Origin of the sequence: Streptomyces sp. NPDC018947 (genome assembly GCF_044390505.1) — a bacterium.
GTDB lineage: Bacteria > Actinomycetota > Actinomycetes > Streptomycetales > Streptomycetaceae > Streptomyces.
In genome coordinates, this window is sequence record NZ_JBIRZD010000001.1 from 937,718 (window position 1) to 955,228 (window position 17,511).

12 protein-coding genes and 1 pseudogene are annotated in these 17,511 nt (G+C 71.9%); 6 read left to right on the top strand and 7 right to left on the bottom strand.

Going from position 1 to position 17,511, the window contains the following annotated elements; genetic code table 11:
* Nucleotides 1–59: 59 nt before the first annotated feature.
* The gene (locus ACH499_RS04195; RefSeq protein WP_356196527.1) at nucleotides 60–1,484 is read right to left on the bottom strand and encodes an APC family permease; all 1,425 of its coding nucleotides are present in this window, start codon (nucleotides 1,482–1,484) and stop codon (nucleotides 60–62) included.
* Between the two features lie 342 nt (nucleotides 1,485–1,826).
* Between ACH499_RS04195 and ACH499_RS04200 the strand changes: the two genes are divergently transcribed.
* Nucleotides 1,827–2,684, top strand: a complete 858-nt coding sequence (locus ACH499_RS04200) for a hypothetical protein (RefSeq protein WP_356196525.1) — start codon at nucleotides 1,827–1,829, stop codon at nucleotides 2,682–2,684.
* Between the two features lie 69 nt (nucleotides 2,685–2,753).
* Here ACH499_RS04200 and mmsA read toward each other — a convergent pair whose 3' ends face one another.
* Both mmsA and ACH499_RS04210 read right to left on the bottom strand, forming a co-directional pair.
* Complete coding sequence (mmsA, locus tag ACH499_RS04205) at nucleotides 2,754–4,256, bottom strand: CoA-acylating methylmalonate-semialdehyde dehydrogenase (protein ID WP_356196523.1); 1,503 nt, start codon at nucleotides 4,254–4,256, stop codon at nucleotides 2,754–2,756.
* A gap of 217 nt (nucleotides 4,257–4,473) precedes the next feature.
* Nucleotides 4,474–4,566: pseudogene (locus tag ACH499_RS04210) on the bottom strand (5-deoxy-glucuronate isomerase); the annotation flags it as partial.
* Between the two features lie 445 nt (nucleotides 4,567–5,011).
* Between ACH499_RS04210 and ACH499_RS04215 the strand changes: the two are divergent.
* Together ACH499_RS04215 and ACH499_RS04220 are read left to right on the top strand one after the other, a co-directional pair.
* Nucleotides 5,012–5,209, top strand: a complete 198-nt coding sequence (locus ACH499_RS04215) for a MerR family transcriptional regulator (RefSeq protein ID WP_356196522.1) — start codon at nucleotides 5,012–5,014, stop codon at nucleotides 5,207–5,209.
* A 54-nt stretch (nucleotides 5,210–5,263) separates the two neighbouring features.
* Nucleotides 5,264–5,848, top strand: a complete 585-nt coding sequence (locus ACH499_RS04220; protein ID WP_399013718.1) for a GNAT family N-acetyltransferase — start codon at nucleotides 5,264–5,266, stop codon at nucleotides 5,846–5,848.
* A 204-nt stretch (nucleotides 5,849–6,052) separates the two neighbouring features.
* On the opposite strand, the gene ACH499_RS04225 is transcribed toward ACH499_RS04220, so the two are convergent.
* Both ACH499_RS04225 and ACH499_RS04230 read right to left on the bottom strand, forming a co-directional pair.
* Nucleotides 6,053–7,090, bottom strand: coding sequence for a zinc-dependent alcohol dehydrogenase family protein (locus ACH499_RS04225; protein WP_356196517.1), 1,038 nt, complete (start codon nucleotides 7,088–7,090; stop codon nucleotides 6,053–6,055).
* A gap of 40 nt (nucleotides 7,091–7,130) precedes the next feature.
* Nucleotides 7,131–9,452 (bottom strand): MMPL family transporter, encoded by a 2,322-nt coding sequence (locus ACH499_RS04230; protein ID WP_399013721.1) that lies wholly within the window; start codon nucleotides 9,450–9,452, stop codon nucleotides 7,131–7,133.
* Between the two features lie 213 nt (nucleotides 9,453–9,665).
* Between ACH499_RS04230 and ACH499_RS04235 the strand changes: the two genes are divergently transcribed.
* From ACH499_RS04235 to ACH499_RS04245, 3 genes are all read left to right on the top strand, one after another.
* Nucleotides 9,666–10,337: a TetR family transcriptional regulator gene (locus ACH499_RS04235; protein ID WP_399013723.1), complete on the top strand. Its 672-nt coding sequence runs from the start codon at nucleotides 9,666–9,668 to the stop codon at nucleotides 10,335–10,337.
* Between the two features lie 74 nt (nucleotides 10,338–10,411).
* Nucleotides 10,412–10,651 (top strand): heavy-metal-associated domain-containing protein, encoded by a 240-nt coding sequence (locus ACH499_RS04240; RefSeq protein WP_356196513.1) that lies wholly within the window; start codon nucleotides 10,412–10,414, stop codon nucleotides 10,649–10,651.
* A gap of 101 nt (nucleotides 10,652–10,752) precedes the next feature.
* Nucleotides 10,753–13,002: a heavy metal translocating P-type ATPase gene (locus ACH499_RS04245; protein ID WP_399013725.1), complete on the top strand. Its 2,250-nt coding sequence runs from the start codon at nucleotides 10,753–10,755 to the stop codon at nucleotides 13,000–13,002.
* A gap of 625 nt (nucleotides 13,003–13,627) precedes the next feature.
* On the opposite strand, the gene ACH499_RS04250 is transcribed toward ACH499_RS04245, so the two are convergent.
* Both ACH499_RS04250 and ACH499_RS04255 read right to left on the bottom strand, forming a co-directional pair.
* Entirely contained in the window at nucleotides 13,628–14,917 is a 1,290-nt protein-coding gene (locus ACH499_RS04250) for a citrate synthase (protein ID WP_356196508.1), read from the bottom strand.
* A 243-nt stretch (nucleotides 14,918–15,160) separates the two neighbouring features.
* Complete coding sequence (locus ACH499_RS04255; RefSeq protein ID WP_399013727.1) at nucleotides 15,161–17,416, bottom strand: ATP-dependent RecD-like DNA helicase; 2,256 nt, start codon at nucleotides 17,414–17,416, stop codon at nucleotides 15,161–15,163.
* Nucleotides 17,417–17,511 lie beyond the last annotated feature (95 nt).

Below are 17,511 nucleotides of genomic sequence, written 5' to 3' on the forward strand. Positions count from 1 at the left end.
CCCTCCCGGGGGCGTACGGTCCCCCGCGGTGTACCGCGGACGCGGTACGTCCGGCGGGGTCAGGACCGGGCGGGTTCCTGGGCGTCCTCGGGGACGGTCACCAGCCAGCGGGTGTCGCGGCGCGGGCGCAGGTACAGGAGCCAGTACAGGGTGGCGGCCGCGGTGATGCCGCCGGTCCACAGCAGGTAGGCGGTCTCCTGCTGGGTCAGGACGTAGGCGAGGACCACGATCAGCACGACGGGCACGGCGGGCCACAGCGGCATGCGCCACGCCCGCGTGTGCCGGTGGGAACCGCGGCGGGAGAGCAGGGCGGCGACCGCGACCAGCAGGTACATGCCGGTGACCGAGACGCCCGTGACGCCGTACAGGGTGTCGAGGTTGACGAAGCAGAGCACCGCGCCGGGCACGCCGACGGCGAGCGTGGAGACCCACGGGGAGCCGAAGCGGCCGAGCTTGGCGAAGAGGTTGTTCACCGGCTCGGGCCACGCCTTGTCGCGGGCGGAGGCGAACAGGACGCGGGAGTTCTGGATGACCATCACGATGCCGGCGTTGATGATGGCGAGGGCCACGCAGAGGCTGACGAAGGTGCCGACGGCGGAGTTGGACCAGGCGGTGACCATGGAGCCGATGTCGCCGCCGGTCAGCTCGGCGATGTCCGAGGCGCCCAGGGTGATGGCGACGACCGGCACCAGGATGATCACCGTGGAGATGGCGAGGGTGGCGAGCACCGTGCGGGCGACGTTGCGGCGCGGGTTCTCCAGTTCCTCGGAGAGGTAGACGGCGGTGGAGAAGCCCTGGGTGATGAAGAGGGCGATGGCGAGGCCGGAGACGACCAGCATGGCCGTGACGGTGTCCGTGTGGCCGTCGGCGCCGGCCACCTCCATGGAGGCGAGGCTGCCGAGACCGCGCTCGCCGTGGGCGAAGCCGAGCACCGCGACGACGGCGGCGGCGATGACCTCGAGGACCAGGAAGACGCCGGTGATCCAGGCGTTGGCGCGCAGGTCGAGCAGGCCGGCCAGGGTGGCGAGCACCATGACGCCGGCTCCGGTCATCGACGGGTCGAGGTGCACGATCGGCGCGAGGTAGTCGGCGGTGCCCATCGCGATGACCGGGGGGACGATCATGACGACCAGCAGGGACAGCACGAAGACCAGCCAGCCCGCCAGCCGCCCGGCCATGGTCGACACCATGGCGTACTCGCCGCCCGCGCTGGGGATGAGGGTGCCCAGCTCCGAGTAGCAGAACGCCACGGCGATACAGAGGAGGGAGCCGATGGCGATGGTGAGGGCGGTGGCCGTGCCGAGCGAGCCGAACAGGTCCGGCACGACCACGAAGAGCGTGGAGGCGGGGGTCACGCACGAGAGCGTCAGAAGTGTGCCGCCGACGACCCCGATGGAGCGCTTGAGCGTCCGGGAATCCGGGTGGTCCGGCTGTTCCGGGGGCGCTGCGGGGTCGGTCAGGGCGGGGCGGAGCGTGTCGGTCATGGAGCGGTTCCGATCGACTCGTGCTGTGCGGTTCGGGCGGGAGCGCTATCGCCTCCGGCGGCTGGTCGTTCGTTTTTCTCGTCCGCTCCCGGCGCAAGATAGAACCCCGACGAAAACCAGCACGTCAATGGGTGTTTACCTACGGATTCCGTTGATCGGAGTCGGCGGAACGAGTGGAAAGCGCATCACGGGCCGTCGGTTGGCGGCCGTTGAGGCATACGGGAACCGTAGCGGCGGCGTCAAAAAAACGTCAGGACGTCCGGTATCCGGACGCTGTCGGAGGGGCCCGGTAGAGTCCTCGGCACAGATGCATCACCGGATCACGGCAACGGGTGGGGACTCATGAAGCTGAGGTACACGGCGGCCTGGGTGGGGCTGACGGCGGCGGCGATCGTGGCGACGTCCGCGTGCGGTTCGGAGGGCGCGAAGAGCGCCGCCGAGACGGCGGACAAGGCGGCGACCGACGCCGTGGACAAGGCCGACACGATCATGGCGGCCCTGACGCGGGCCACCGACCGCACCGAGGAACTCGGGTCCGCCGAGGTCCGGACGACGACCGACCTGGGCACGGGCGAGCCGATCGCCATGGACGGCACGTACTCCTGGGGCGACGGCTACGCGCTCGACGTCGAGATGGACGCCGAGGCCGCGCAGATGCAGGAGCTGACGGACTCCCCGACGGTGCGCACGCTGTTCGTCGACGGCGCCTACTACTACGACATCGACCCGCAGCCCGCCGGTCCGCTCCAGGGCAAGGAGTGGATGAAGATCGACGGGACGGCGGTGTTCGGCGAGGAGGGCGCCGCCGCGTTCAACGGGGCCGGCGGCGGGGGCAGCCCGGCGGACTCCATGAAGGGCCTCAAGTACGCGAGCGACGTCGACGACCTCGGCGAGGAGACCGTCAACGGCAAGCCCACGACGCACTACCGGGCCGTCCTCGACCAGGACGACATGGGCAAGTTCAAGGAGGCCCTCGGCGGCGAGGACAGCCTCCTCAACTCGGGCGTGGGCGACGGCACGATCACCATGGAGATCTGGGTCGGGCCCAAGGACCTGCCGGTGCGCCTGAAGCAGGAGTTCGGCACCATGACGGTCACCATGGACTTCGACAAGTTCGGCGCCACCAAGAAGATCGTGGCCCCGCCCGCCGACCAGACCGGCGACCTCACCGACGAGGTGAAGGCGCAGCAGCAGGGCTGAGGCCGCGCACGGGCACGACGGTGCCCCGTCCCGCACGGGCGGGACGGGGCACCGTCGTCTTCCGGGGGCTCAGTGGTTGCGCGGGAAGCCCAGGTCCACGCCCGCCGGGGCGTCGGCCGGGTCCGGCCAGCGGGTGGTGACGACCTTGCCGCGGGTGTAGAAGTGCGTGCCGTCGTTGCCGTAGATGTGGTGGTCGCCGAAGAGGGAGTCCTTCCAGCCACCGAACGAGTGGTAGCCGACGGGGACCGGGATCGGGACGTTCACGCCGACCATGCCGGCCTCGATCTCGAGCTGGAAGCGGCGGGCCGCGCCGCCGTCCCGGGTGAAGATCGCGGTGCCGTTGCCGAACGGCGAGGCGTTGATGAGCGCCACGCCCTCCTCGTACGTCTCGGCGCGCAGCACGCACAGGACCGGGCCGAAGATCTCGTCCTCGTAGGCCTTCGCCGTGGTCGGCACCCGGTCCAGCAGGGACAGGCCGATCCAGTGGCCGTCCTCGTAGCCGTCGACGGTGTAGCCGGTGCCGTCGAGGACGACCTCGCAGCCCTCGGCCGCCGCGCCCTCGACGTAGGAGGCGACCTTGTCGCGGTGCGCCTTGGTGATCAGCGGGCCCATCTCGGAGGCCGGGTCGTCGCCCGGGCCGATCTTGATCTTCTCGGCACGCTCGCGGATCTTCTCCACCAGCTCGTCGCCGATGGCGCCGACCGCGACGACTGCGGAGATCGCCATGCAGCGCTCGCCGGCCGAGCCGTAGGCGGCGGAGACGGCCGCGTCCGCCGCCGCGTCCAGGTCGGCGTCCGGCAGCACCAGCATGTGGTTCTTGGCGCCGCCGAGCGCCTGGACGCGCTTGCCGTGCGCGGAGGCGGTGGTGTGGATGTAGCGGGCGATCGGGGTCGAGCCGACGAAGGAGACGGCCTTGACGTCCGGGTGCTCCAGGAGACGGTCCACGGCCACCTTGTCGCCGTGCACGACGTTGAACACGCCGTCCGGCAGACCGGCTTCCGAGAGCAGCTCGGCGAGCTTCACGGCCGCCGACGGGTCCTTCTCGCTCGGCTTGAGCACGAAGGTGTTGCCGCACGCGATGGCGAGGGGGAACATCCACAGCGGCACCATCGCCGGGAAGTTGAACGGCGTGATGCCGGCGACCACGCCCAGCGGCTGCCGGATGGAGGCCACGTCGACGCGCGTGGCGACCTGCGTGGACAGCTCGCCCTTGAGCTGCACGGTGATGCCGCACGCCAGGTCGACGATCTCCAGACCGCGCGCGACCTCGCCGAGCGCGTCGGAGTGGACCTTGCCGTGCTCGGCGGTGATCAGCGCGGCGATCTCGTCGCGGTGCTCGTCCAGCAGGGCGCGGAACTTGAACAGGATCGAGGTGCGCTGCGCCAGCGAGGACTGGCCCCAGCTCAGGTACGCCTCCTTGGCGGCGGCGACCGCGGCGTCCACCTCGTCGGCCGTGGCGAAGGCGACCTTGGTGGTGACCTCGCCGGTCGCCGGGTTCGTCACCGGCCCGTACGTGCCCGAGACGCCTTCGGCGGACTTGCCGCCGATCCAGTGGTTGACGATGTTCGTCATGACCGAGAACTCCTTCACAGATGGCGGCGACGGGTCGTGGCGTGCCGTTCGTCCAGCTCACGGGCCGCTGCCCGCGACGCCCGGGTCACGGTTGCGGCCACGGGTCCATCTCAGCAGCCGCGCGCCCGGCGCGCGCCCGACACTGTGTATGCGGTTTGGGCGAGTGCGTAGACACGTGGGGCAGTGACGGCGGCCCGCACCCCGGCGGGCCTCGGGAAACCTCCGGCGCGGAGCCGAGGCGGACCGGGAGTCGACGCCCGCCCTTCGCTCCTGCCAGGGCGAAGCGGCCTTCCGCGCCGGAGGCGACTCGTGGGGGGACCGGCGGCGCGGGGCGCGGACCGCCGCCCGCGGCGATCAGGTCCGTACGCCATCGTGTCCCCTCCCTGCCCGTCCTTGGGTCTCCCCGGTTTCTAGCCCCGTGCGTGCGGGCTGTCAATGCTTTGTCCGGACATTCGGACGACTTACTCCCGGTGGCGGTGCGTCCGCGTGCGTACGGCCTGTCGCGCCGTCGGAGTCAACCCACCGCGCATGGTCTTCGGCGTACGGCTTTGCGGCACTTCTGTCACAAAGGCCACCTCTTTGTCACGGGCGTCACGCCGACGCCGTTCTTCCGTCACACCCGGGAAACGGGGCCTGACCACCTGTCACTTGGCGTCGTTCACCCGTGACAGGCGTGGTGATCGCCAGCGCGCGCCCGGCTCCCACCGGCGGCCGTCCCCGGCCGCCGCCGCGGTGCGCGCGGGGAGGTGCGTTCCGTGACCGATCGAAAGCTCTGGACCTACAAGGACATCGCGGCCCACATCCGGGTACAGCCGGACACCGTGCGGTCGTACCGCAAACACGGGCTGTTGCCCCCGCCCGACCATGTGGAGGGCGGCAAGCCCTACTGGTACGCCGACACGGTGCGGGCCTGGGTGGCGTCCCGGCCCCGCAACCGGGGGCGACGGGAGTGACGCCCGGGGAAAACGGGTTCGCGCCGTACGGCCGAACGGGGCACAGTGCGGCCCATGGACTTCTCCGTGAAACCCGTCCTCACCGGCGCGAGGACCGTCCTGCGTCCCTTCACGGCGCGGGACGCGGACGTGATGTGGGAGATCATCGGCGATCCCGAGGTCGTCCGCTTCACGTACCCGCCCGCCCTCGATCTGACCCGGGAACGGGTGCGCGACTGGTACGGCTCGCGCGGTGAGCAGCCCGACCGGCTCGACCTCGCCGTCACCGACCCCGCCGACGGCGGGGTCCTCGGCGAGGTCGTGCTCTACGAGTGGGACCCCGCGGCCCGCTCCTGCACCTTCCGCACCCTCATCGGTCCCCGGGGGCGCGGCCGGGGCATCGGCACGGAGGCCACCCGGCTGATCGTCGGCCACGGCTTCGAACAGCTCGGGCTGCACCGCGTCCAGTTGGAGGTGTACGGCGACAACCACCGGGCCCGGCGCGTCTACGAGAAGGCCGGCTTCGTGGTGGAGGGGGTGCGCCGGGAGGCGGAGCGGCGGGACGGGGTGTGGGTGGACGAGGTGCTCATGGCCGTCCTCGACCACGAGTGGGCCGTCCATCGGGGCCACCCGGAGACGGTGGGTGCCGGGGACGGGTGAACGCCCCCGGATGCCGTGAGGCCGGGCCCGCCGCCCGCGCGCCCGCGGGCGGGTCCTCGGGCAGTTCCGGCCGCACGGCCGGGCGCCCCCTCCGAGGCCGGGCGCCACCGCAGACGGCCTGCTCCGTCCCGCTGACGCCGGCCCGCCGGACGACCGGTCCCGGCCGGGTACCGCTCGCCGGCGGGTGGGCGTGGGGCGTGGAGGTCAGGGCTCGATGACCGTGACGCCCGCTCCCGCCGCCGTGCCCATCGCCTCCAGGGCGGCCGGTACGGCGTCCAGGCCGATGGTGGAGGTCACCAGCCGGTCGGGGCGGAGCACGCCCGTGCGGACCAGCTCCATCATGGGCGGGTAGGTGTGCGCGGCCATGCCGTGGCTCCCCAGCAGTTCCAGCTCGAGGGCGACGGCGCGGGCCATCGGGACCGGGGTGGTGCCGTCCGCCGAGGGCAGCAGGCCGACCTGGACGTGCCGGCCGCGACGGCGCAGGCCGTTCACGGAGGCCCCACAGGTGACGGGCGAGCCGAGGGCGTCGAGGGAGAGGTGGGCGCCGCCGCCGGTGAGGTCGCGGACGGCGGCCGCCGTGTCCTCGGTCCGTCCGGCGTCCAGGCACTCTGCCGCGCCGAACGCCCGCGCCAGCTCCAGGGCCCGCGGCGACACGTCGACGGCGACGACCCGCGCGCCCGAGGCGGCGGCGATCATCACGGCGGACAGGCCGACCCCGCCGCAGCCGTGCACGGCGACCCACTCCCCCGGCGCGACCCGGCCCTGCTGGACCACGGCCCGGAACGCGGTGGCGAACCGGCAGCCGAGGGAGGCGGCCGTCGCGAAGGACATGTCCTCGGGGACGGCGACGAGGTTGACGTCGGCGTGGTCCAGGGCCACGTACTCGGCGAAGGAGCCCCAATGGGTGAAGCCGGGCTGGGTCTGCCGTTCGCACACCTGCTGGTCGCCCGCCGCGCACGCCGCGCAGCTCCCGCAGGCGCAGACGAAGGGCACGGTCACCCGGTCGCCGGGCCGCCATCCGGTCACCCGGTCGCCGACCGCCTCGACGACTCCGGCGAGCTCGTGTCCCGGTACGTGCGGCAGCGCGATGTCGGGGTCGTGCCCCTGCCAGCCGTGCCAGTCGCTGCGGCACAGCCCCGTGGCCTCCACGCGGACCACCACTCCGTGCTCCGCGGGCTTCGGGTCCGCGACCTCTCGTACCTCGGCCGGTTCCCCGTACCGCTCGAACACCACCGCCCGCATGGCCGGTCCCTTCCTTGCACCTGCTGCTTTCGGGGGAACGCTATCCCCGGGTCTCTACCGTGTCACGGGCGGCCAGGTCGGGGGCTCGCTCCCCGGCCGGGGCTTCGGCGCCGGTCCCGCCCGCGCCGACGAGCAGGCCGCCGCCCGCCGCGAAGCTCCCCGCCGCGCTCGCCTCCGTGCCGCCGGCCTCGCGCGCGGGCCTCGCCTCGCTCTCGCCCTCGCTCAGTCCGAAGCGCTCGTGCAGGCGCCGGAGCGGGCCCGGCGCCCACCAGGTCGCACGGCCGGTGAGGCGCATGACCGAGGGGACCAGGAGGCTGCGGACGACCATCGCGTCCATCAGCACCGCCAGCGCGATGCCGAGGCCCAGCATCTTGGTGTTGGTGACGCGGGAGGTGCCTATGGCGACCATGACCACCCCGAGGATGACCGCCGCCGCGGTGATCAGCCCGCCCGTGCGCCGCACTCCGTGCCGAACCGCCTGCTCGTGGTCGCCGCCGCGGTCGTACTCCTCCTTCATCCGGGACAGCAGGAACACCCCGTAGTCCATGGAGAGGCCGAACGCCACGCAGAACATCAGCACCGGGAGGGTCGTCTCGATGGAGCCGGTGCTGGTGAAACCGAGCAGGCCGGCGAGGTGGCCGTCCTGGAAGCCCCAGACGATCGCGCCGAACATCGCGGTCAGGCTGAGGGCGTTGAGCACCACCGCCTGAAGCGGCACCAGCACGCTGCCGGTGAGCAGGAACACCAGGATCAGGGTGACGATCACGATGAAGGCGGCCGCCGCGGGGAGGCGCTCGCCGATGGCCGCCTTGGAGTCGACCAGCACGGCCGCCGCGCCCGTCACCCGGGTGTCGAAGGGGGCGTCCACCGCGCGCAGGCCGTCCACCAGGCGCTGAGCGGGTTCGTCGACCGCCTCGCCCCGGGGCAGCACCGTGAAGTAGGCCAGGTCGCCCTTGACCAGCGGCCCGTCGACCCGCACCACCTCGGGCAGGCCCGCGACGCGCTCCTTGTAGGCGGCGTACTGCTCCCGGGTCGCGGGTCCCTCGGCGAGGATTTCGAGGCCGCCGCCGGGGCTGCCCGGGAAGGCGTCGCGGATGTGCTGCTGGACCACGCGCGACTCGGCGGTGGAGGGCAGCTCGCGGTCGTCCCCCGTGCCGAGCTTCACGCCCAGGAAGGGGAGTCCGAGCAGCACCAGGACGGCCGTGGTGCCCAGGGCGAAGAACGGGGCGCGACGCATCACGAAGGTCGCCAGGCGCCCCCAGGCGGCGCCCTCCTCGCCGGCGGGCCGCGCGGGCCGTCCGCGGCGCAGCGGGCGCCGCAGGTCGAGGGAGTCGACCCGGTGGCCGAGGAGCACCAGGGCGGCGGGGAGCAGGATCAGCGCGGCGGCCGCGGCCAGGACGACCACGGCGATCCCCGCGTAGGCGAAGGACCGCAGGAAGTACTGGGGGAAGAGCAGCATCGCCGCCAGGGAGACCGCGACCGTGAGAGCGGAGAACAGCACGGTCCGCCCGGCCGTGCGCAGGGTGGTGCCGACGGCCGTGCGGGGATCGGCGCCGCTGGACAGCTCCTCGCGGAAGCGGCGGACGATGAAGAGCGCGTAGTCGATCGCCAGGCCGAGGCCGAGGGCGGTGGTGAGGTTCATCGCGAAGACCGAGACGTCGGTGATCTCGGTGAGTCCGCGCAGGACGGCGTTGGTGCCGAGGATCGCGACGATGCCGATGCCGAGCGGCAGCAGGGCCGCGACGGCGCTGCCGAAGACCATCACCAGCAGGACGAGGGTGATCGGCAGGGCGATCAGCTCGGCCCGCAGCAGGTCCTCCTGGATGATCGTCTCCATCTCGTGCCGTACGGCGACCGGGCCGCCGACCCGGACCTCCACCGGTCCGTGCTCGCCGCGGAACGAGGGCGCGAGGCGCTCCAGGGTCTTGTACATGGCCGTCTCGTCGCCCGTGACGCGGGCGGCGATCAGCGCCTCGTGCCCGTCCTCGGCGCGCAGGGCCGGCGAGCCGGACTGCCAGTAGGAGCCGACGCCGGTGACACCCCGCTCGGCGGCCAGGCGTTCAGCGAGCCGGCCGGCCTCGGCGGCGACGGCCGGGTCGTCGACCGAGGCGTCCCCGGCGTCCACCAGCAGCAGGAGGTTGGGCTGGGAGGCGGGGAACTCGCGCTCCAGCGCCGTCGTCGCGTACGAGGACTCGGCGTCCGGGTCCTGCCAGCCGCCGCTGCCCATGCGGTCGGCGACCCCGCTGCCGGCCAGCACGGCGAGCACGGTGACCACGAGGGCCGCCAGCAGGGCGAGCCGGGGCCGGGCGGTGACGAACCGGGTCCAGCCCCCCTGGCGGGCTGGAGTGTTGACTTCGGCCATCCTGCGCTGTCCCCTTCACCGTGGACCATGCCCCGAGCCCGGTTGTCCCGGAGGTCCGTGCGGCCGTGCGGCCGGTGGCGGGCGCCGGGCGGGCAGGAGGCATGGCTGTGCCGTTGCCATAGACTGGCAAACACGAGCGACCGCTCGCGTTTCCTCAGAATGCGAGCGACCACTCGTGTTTGTCAATCGCGTACCGAGACCTGGGGATGACGCGTGCCCGAGAAGACCGAGAAGGCCGGGGGGCCCGAGAAGCCGGGGAGGGCGAAGACGCCCGGGAAGCCGGAGGCGCCCGTCCGCAGGCAGGCGCGCGGCGAGCGCCGCATCGCGCAGTTGCTCAAGGCCGCCGCGTCCGTCTTCTGCTCGACCGGCTACACGGCCGCCAGCACCAACGCCATCGCCCGCGAGGCGGGCGTCTCGCCGGGCACGCTGTACCAGTTCTTCCCCAACAAGGAAGCCATCGCCGTCGAGCTCGGCAGCCGGCTGATGCACGAGATGCGGGACGCCTACGGCGAGGCCCTCGCCCCGGTCGACCCCACCACCCCCCTGGAGGACGCCGTCGCGGCCGCCGTCGACCGGTTCATCGACTTCAACTGCCGCCACCCGGTCTTCTTCGCCCTGATGCACGGCCCGGACATCCCCGGCCACATCGCCGAGGAGCACGACGCGCTGCACGCCACCCTGACGGCCCGGATCGAGGCACTGCTCACCCCGTTCCTGGCGCACACGCCGGCCGCCGAGGTGCACCGCGTCGCCCAGGTCTGCCTCGGGATCTACAAGGCCGGCCTGGAACTGGTCCTCGCCCACGAGGGCGCCGAGCGCGAGGCCTACGTCGGGGAGCTGAAGAACGCCCTCGTGCGCTACCTCGACCCCCTGGTCGTGGATTAATACCCCCTAGGGGTATAAACTGGGAAGATGGCCCCCAAGGGCCCCACCCGCACACCTCGACGAGGAGCAGCGCCATGACTTCCCCGACCGACACCCAGGGTTCCGTCACCACGGTCTACAAGGTGAGCGGCATGAGCTGCGGCCACTGCGAGGGCGCCGTCTCCGGCGAGATCTCCGGGCTTCCCGGCGTAGGCTCGGTGCGGGCCGACGCCGCGACCGGCGAGGTCACCGTCGTCTCCGAGGCCCCGCTCGACGACAAGGCCGTGCGCGCCGCCGTGGACGAGGCCGGCTTCGAGCTCGTCGGCAAGGCCTGAGCAGCACCACCCCGGCACCACCCACCGCCCCGCCGACCGGGACGCGCCCACCGGCTCGCGGGCCGGCCCCGTCCGGCCCGGTCGGCCCCCTGGAGCACGACATGACCAGCACCCCCGCCAGGACCCCCGCGGCCGCCGAGCAGGACCTCGCCGAGGTCGAACTGCTCATCGGCGGGATGACCTGCGCCTCCTGCGCCGCCCGCGTCGAGAAGAAGCTCAACCGCATGGACGGCGTGAGCGCCACGGTGAACTACGCGACAGAGAAGGCCCGGATCACCTTCCCCGCGGCCACGCCGGTCGCCGACCTGATCGCCACCGTCGTCAGGACCGGTTACACCGCCGAGGAACCCGCGCCGCCCGCGGAGCCCGACGACGCGCCGGCAGCCGGCGAGGAGGGCGACCCGGAGCTGTCCGCGCTGCGCCAGCGCCTCGTCGTCTCGGCCCTCCTCGCCGTCCCCGTCGTCCTGGCGGCCATGGTTCCGGCGCTCCAGTTCGACAACTGGCAGTGGCTCTCGCTGACCCTGGCCGCGCCCGTCGTGGTCTGGGGCGGGCTGCCCTTCCACCGCGCCGCCTGGACCAACCTCCGGCACGGCGCGGCCACCATGGACACCCTGGTCTCCCTCGGCACGCTCGCGGCGTTCGGCTGGTCGCTGTGGGCGCTGTTCTTCGGGGACGCCGGGATGCCGGGCATGCGGCACGGCTTCGACCTCACCGTCTCCCGCACCGACGGCGCCTCCGCCATCTACCTGGAGGCCGCCGCGGGCGTCACCGCCTTCCTGCTCCTCGGCCGCTGGCTGGAGGCCCGCTCCAAGCGCCGCGCCGGTGCCGCGCTGCGGGCGCTGATGGAGCTGGGCGCCAAGGACGTGGCCGTGCTGCGCGACGGGCGGGAGGTGCGCGTCCCCGTGTCCCGGCTGGCCGTCGGCGACCGGTTCGTCGTCCGCCCCGGCGAGAAGATCGCCACCGACGGCACGGTGGTCGAGGGCGCCGGCGCCGTGGACACCTCGCTGCTGACCGGCGAGTCGGTGCCGGTGGACGTGACCGTCGGAGACGCCGTCACCGGTGCCACGGTCAACGCCGGGGGCCGGCTGGTCGTCGCGGCGACCCGCGTCGGCGCCGACACCCGGCTGGCCCGGATGGCGAAGCTGGTGGAGGACGCGCAGAGCGGCAAGGCGGAGGTGCAGCGGCTCGCCGACCGGATCTCCGGCGTCTTCGTGCCCGTCGTGCTGCTGATCGCGGCCGGCACCTTCGGCGGCTGGCTGGGCGCCACCGGGGACACGGTCGCCGCGTTCACCGCGGCCGTCGCCGTCCTGATCATCGCCTGCCCCTGCGCGCTCGGCCTCGCCACGCCGACCGCGCTGCTGGTCGGCACGGGCCGGGGCGCCCAGCTCGGCATCCTCATCAAGGGCCCGGAGGTGCTGGAGTCCACGCGGCGCGTCGACACGGTCGTCCTGGACAAGACCGGCACGGTCACCACCGGCCGCATGAGCCTCCACGAGGTGTACGTGGCCGAGGGCACCGACGAGAAGGAGCTGCTGCGGCTCGCGGGCGCCGTCGAGCACGCCTCCGAGCACCCGGTGGCCCGGGCGATCGCGGCGGGCGCCGAGGCGCGGGCCGGTGCGCTGCCGGGCGTGGAGGACTTCGTGAACGTCCCCGGGCGCGGCGTCCGCGGGCGCGTGGAGGGCCACGAGGTGAGCGTGGGGCGCCTCGGCGACGGCCTGCCGCCCGAGCTGGCCCGCGCCAAGGAGGAGGCAGAGCGGGACGGCCGTACGGCGGTCGTCGTCGGCTGGGACGGCGAGGCGCGCGGGGTCGTCGCCGTCGCGGACACCGTGAAGGAGACCAGCGCCGAGGCGGTGGCCGAGCTGCGCCGACTGGGCCTGTCGCCGGTGCTGCTGACCGGCGACAACCGGCGGGTCGCGGAATCGGTGGCCCGGACCGTCGGCATCGACGAGGTGATCGCGGAGGTCCTGCCCGAGGGCAAGGTCGACGCGGTCCGAAGGCTCCGGGACGAGGGCCGTACGGTCGCCATGGTCGGGGACGGGGTCAACGACGCCGCCGCGCTCGCCACCGCCGATCTGGGGCTGGCGATGGGCACGGGGACCGACGCGGCGATCGAGGCGGGCGACCTGACGCTGGTGCGCGGGGACCTCAGGGTGGCGGCGGACGCGATCCGGCTGTCCCGGCGCACCCTGGCCACGATCAAGGGCAATCTCGTGTGGGCCTTCGGCTACAACGTGGCCGCGCTGCCGCTGGCCGCGGCGGGGCTGCTGAACCCGATGATCGCCGGTGCGGCCATGGCCTTCTCGTCGGTGTTCGTGGTCACCAACAGTCTCCGGCTGCGCACGTTTCGCTGAGACCGCGGGGTGAAGTGTGGCGAAGTGCCTCTGGAGTCCGGCACGTACCTCACATAAGCTCTTCACAAGGCTCGCGCATCTTCCTTACGTCGGTGCCTCGTTCAGAGCATCGGGACACTTATGTACGTAACGGACATTTGCAAGAGACGCAGATCACAGTGATGCGAACGTAACCATCGAAGGGGTTCGACGGTCTAAGTTGGCGATGTCAGGCAGCGTCTTGGGGGGCGCCACCTGACATCTGGGGATGTCTTGGGGGACTTCTCCAGAGATGCGTTGCCGGGACACGTACACCGGGAAGCTTTGAGCGGCCCTCCCGGGCGTGCGCTGTCCCGGCAGACCGCAGACGAAGCCGGCACGTGAGCAGCACACGGTACGAGCGGTACACGGAGCACGGCGGGTTCGGCCCGCGGTGCTCGACACAGCGATTCAGGCGCTGTCCTCACAGACGCCCGGCCGGATCCCGTGGGGGGAATCCGCACCGGGACATGGGAAGGCGCCCTGGTCGTCGGCCCGTGGGGGGACCGGCGCCGGGGCGCCTTCTGCTGTGCGGCGGCGCGACGACGGGCCCCGCACCCGACGACGACGCGTCGGGCACGAGGCCCGTGAGCCCGGGGAAGAGTGCTCAGCGCTCCTCGACCGGGACGAAGTCGCGCTCGACGACGCCCGTGTAGATCTGGCGCGGGCGGCCGATGCGGGAACCCGGCTCCTTGATCATCTCGTGCCACTGGGCGATCCAGCCCGGCAGCCGGCCGAGGGCGAACAGGACCGTGAACATCTCGGTCGGGAAGCCCATGGCCCGGTAGATCAGACCGGTGTAGAAGTCGACGTTCGGGTAGAGGCTGCGCGAGACGAAGTAGTCGTCGGAGAGCGCGTGCTCCTCCAGCTTCAGGGCGATGTCCAGCAGCTCGTCGGACTTGCCGAGGGCGGAGAGCACGTCGTGCGCGGCGGCCTTGATGATCTTGGCGCGCGGGTCGAAGTTCTTGTAGACCCGGTGGCCGAAGCCCATCAGGCGAACGCCGTCCTCCTTGTTCTTCACCTTGCGGATGAAGGAGTCGACGTCGCCGCCGGAGTCGCGGATGCCCTCCAGCATCTCCAGCACCGACTGGTTGGCGCCGCCGTGCAGCGGGCCCCACAGCGCGTTGATGCCGGCGGAGATCGAGGCGAACATGTTCGCCTGCGAGGAGCCGACCAGGCGGACCGTGGACGTCGAGCAGTTCTGCTCGTGGTCCGCGTGCAGGATCAGCAGCTTGTCGAGGGCCGCGACGACCGTCGGGTCCAGGTCGTACTCCTGGGCGGGGACCGAGAAGGTCATGCGCAGGAAGTTCTCGACGTAGCCCAGGTCGTTGCGCGGGTAGACGAACGGGTGGCCGATCGACTTCTTGTACGCGTACGCCGCGATCGTCGGGAGCTTGGCGAGCAGCCGGATCGTGGAGAGGTTGCGCTGACGCTCGTCGAACGGGTTGTGGCTGTCCTGGTAGAACGTCGACAGCGCCGAGACGACCGACGACAGCATGGCCATCGGGTGGGCGTCGCGCGGGAAGCCCTTGTAGAAGTTCTTGACGTCCTCGTGCAGCAGGGTGTGCTGCGTGATGTCGCCCTTGAAGCCGGCGAGCTGGTCGACGGTCGGCAGCTCACCGTTGATCAGCAGGTAGGCGACCTCCAGGAAGGTGGAGCGCTCGGCAAGCTGCTCGATCGGGTATCCCCGGTACCGGAGGATGCCCGCCTCGCCGTCCAGGTACGTAATGGCGGATTTGTAGGCGGCGGTGTTGCCGTAACCGCTGTCCAGCGTGACCAGCCCGGTCTGGGCGCGGAGCTTCCCGATGTCGAAGCCCTTGTCACCGACGGTGCTGTCGATCACCGGGTAGGTGTACTCGTCGTCGCCGTACCGCAGTACTACAGAGTTGTCGCTCACGTCTTCCCTCACCGACGTAGTGCCTCATCTTCGAGGTGCCCTGACTGTCTCTACCATCCCCCACTTGGCTCAGGAGAGTGCACTCGGGGTCGACCATCGGGCCTATTCGCGGCACTCAGTGCCGCCAACTTGCCCATCCTGCCCGCTCTCCCGTGGTTCCGGAAGAGCACTGTGACCTTTGCGACTCATTTGATCGATCATTTTTTTACTGATGGCGGGGCACGGAAGCGCGGAGCTTGCGGTTCACGAGCCCGCGAGCCGGAAGTCGAGCGCCGTGCAGCGCCGCCCGGCGGAGACCGTGCGCACCGCCTGCCCGATCGCCCTGCGCGAGCCGACGAGGACGACCAGCTTCTTGGCCCGGGTGACCGCCGTGTACAGCAGGTTCCGCTGGAGCATCATCCAGGCGCCGGTGGTCACGGGGATCACCACCGCCGGGTACTCGCTGCCCTGGGAGCGGTGGATGGTCACCGCGTAGGCGTGGGCCAGTTCGTCCAGTTCGTCGAATTCGTACGGGACCTCCTCGTCCTCGTCCGTCAGTACGGTGAGGCGCTGGTCCACCGGGTCGAGCGAGGTGACCACGCCCACAGTGCCGTTGAACACACCGTTCTCCCCCTTGTCGTAGTTGTTACGGATCTGGGTGACCTTGTCCCCCACGCGGAAAACCCGGCCGCCGAACCGTTTTTCGGGCAGGTCGGGGCGGCCCGGGGTGACGGCCTGCTGGAGGAGGCCGTTCAGCGTGCCGGCGCCGGCGGGGCCGCGGTGCATGGGGGCGAGGACCTGCACGTCCCGGCGCGGGTCGAGGCCGAACTTGGCCGGAATCCGCCGGGCCGCCACGTCCACCGTGAGCCGCCCGGCCTCCTCGGTGTCGTCCTCGACGAAGAGGAAGAAGTCCTTCATGCCGTCGGTGACGGGGTGCTGCCCGGCGTTGATGCGGTGGGCGTTGGTCACCACGCCGGACTGCTGTGCCTGGCGGAAGACGCGGGTGAGGCGGACGGCCGGGACGGGGCTGCCCTCGGCCAGCAGATCGCGCAGCACCTCTCCGGCGCCGACGCTGGGGAGCTGGTCGACGTCCCCGACGAAGAGCAGGTGGGCACCCGGGGGCACCGCCTTGACCAGCTTGTTGGCGAGCAGCAGGTCCAGCATGGACGCCTCGTCGACCACGACCAGGTCGGCGTCGAGCGGGCGGTCCCGGTCGTAGGCCGCGTCGCCGCCGGGCCTGAGTTCCAGCAGGCGGTGGACCGTGGACGCCTCGGCGCCGGTCAGCTCGGCCAGGCGCTTGGCGGCGCGGCCGGTCGGGGCGGCGAGGACCACCTTGGCCTTCTTGGCGCGGGCCAGCTCCACGACGGACCTGACCGTGAAGGACTTGCCGCATCCCGGTCCGCCGGTGAGGACGGCGACCTTCTCGGTCAGCGCGAGCCTGACGGCGGCCTCCTGCTCGGGGGCCAGCTCGGTACCCGTACGGCCCTTCAGCCAGCCCAGCGCCTTGTCCCACGCCACGCCCCGGAAGGCGGGCAGCCGGTCCTCGTCGGTGCGCAGGAGGCGTCGCACCTGGGAGGCGAGGGACAGCTCGGCGCGGTGGAACGGCACGAGGTACACGGCGGTGACGGGGTCGCCGCCCTCCGGGCCGGGGACCTTCTCCCGTACGACGCCGGGGTCCTCGCCGTCCTCCTCCGGCTCGGCGGCCAGTGCGGCGAGGCACTCGATGACCAGGCCGGTGTCGACCTGGAGCAGCTTGACCGCGTCGGCGATCAGCTTCTCCTCGGGGAGGTAACAGTGGCCCTGGTCGGTGGCCTGCGACAACGCGTACTGCAGTCCGGCCTTCACCCGGTCCGGGCTGTCGTGGGGGATGCCGACGGACTGGGCGATCTTGTCGGCGGTGAGGAAGCCGATGCCCCAGACGTCGGCGGCGAGGCGGTAGGGCTGGTTCTTCACGACGGAGATCGAGGCGTCCCCGTACTTCTTGTAGATGCGGACCGCGATCGACGTGGACACCTCGACCGTCTGGAGGAAGAGCATGACCTCCTTGATCGCCTTCTGCTCCTCCCAGGCGTCGGCGATCTTCTTCGTCCGCTTGGGGCCGAGACCGGGGACCTCGATGAGCCGCTTGGGCTCCTCCTCGATGACGGTCAGGGTGTCGAGGCCGAAGTGCTGGGTGATGCGATCGGCGAAGACGGGGCCGATGCCCTTGACCAGTCCGGAGCCGAGGTAACGCCGGATGCCCTGGACGGTGGCCGGGAGCAGCGTCGTGTAGTTCTCGACGTGGAACTGCTTGCCGTACTGGGGGTGGGACCCCCAGCGGCCCTCCATCCGCAGCGACTCCCCCACCTGCGCGCCGAGCAGCGCCCCGACGACGGTGAGCAGATCGCCGGCACCCCTGCCGGTGTCCACGCGGGCGACGGTGTACCCGTTCTCCTCGTTGGCGTAGGTGATGCGCTCGAGAACCCCCTCCACGACGGCGAGCCGACGCTCCCCGGGGGTGCCTGCGGACTGGTTGGCCATGATCCGACGGTACCGGTGGGGTGAGACAGGGGGTGGGGTGCCGTCGGGCGGGGCCTTTCGCCACCGCCGCGGACCGAGAGCACCGGCCGTTTTTC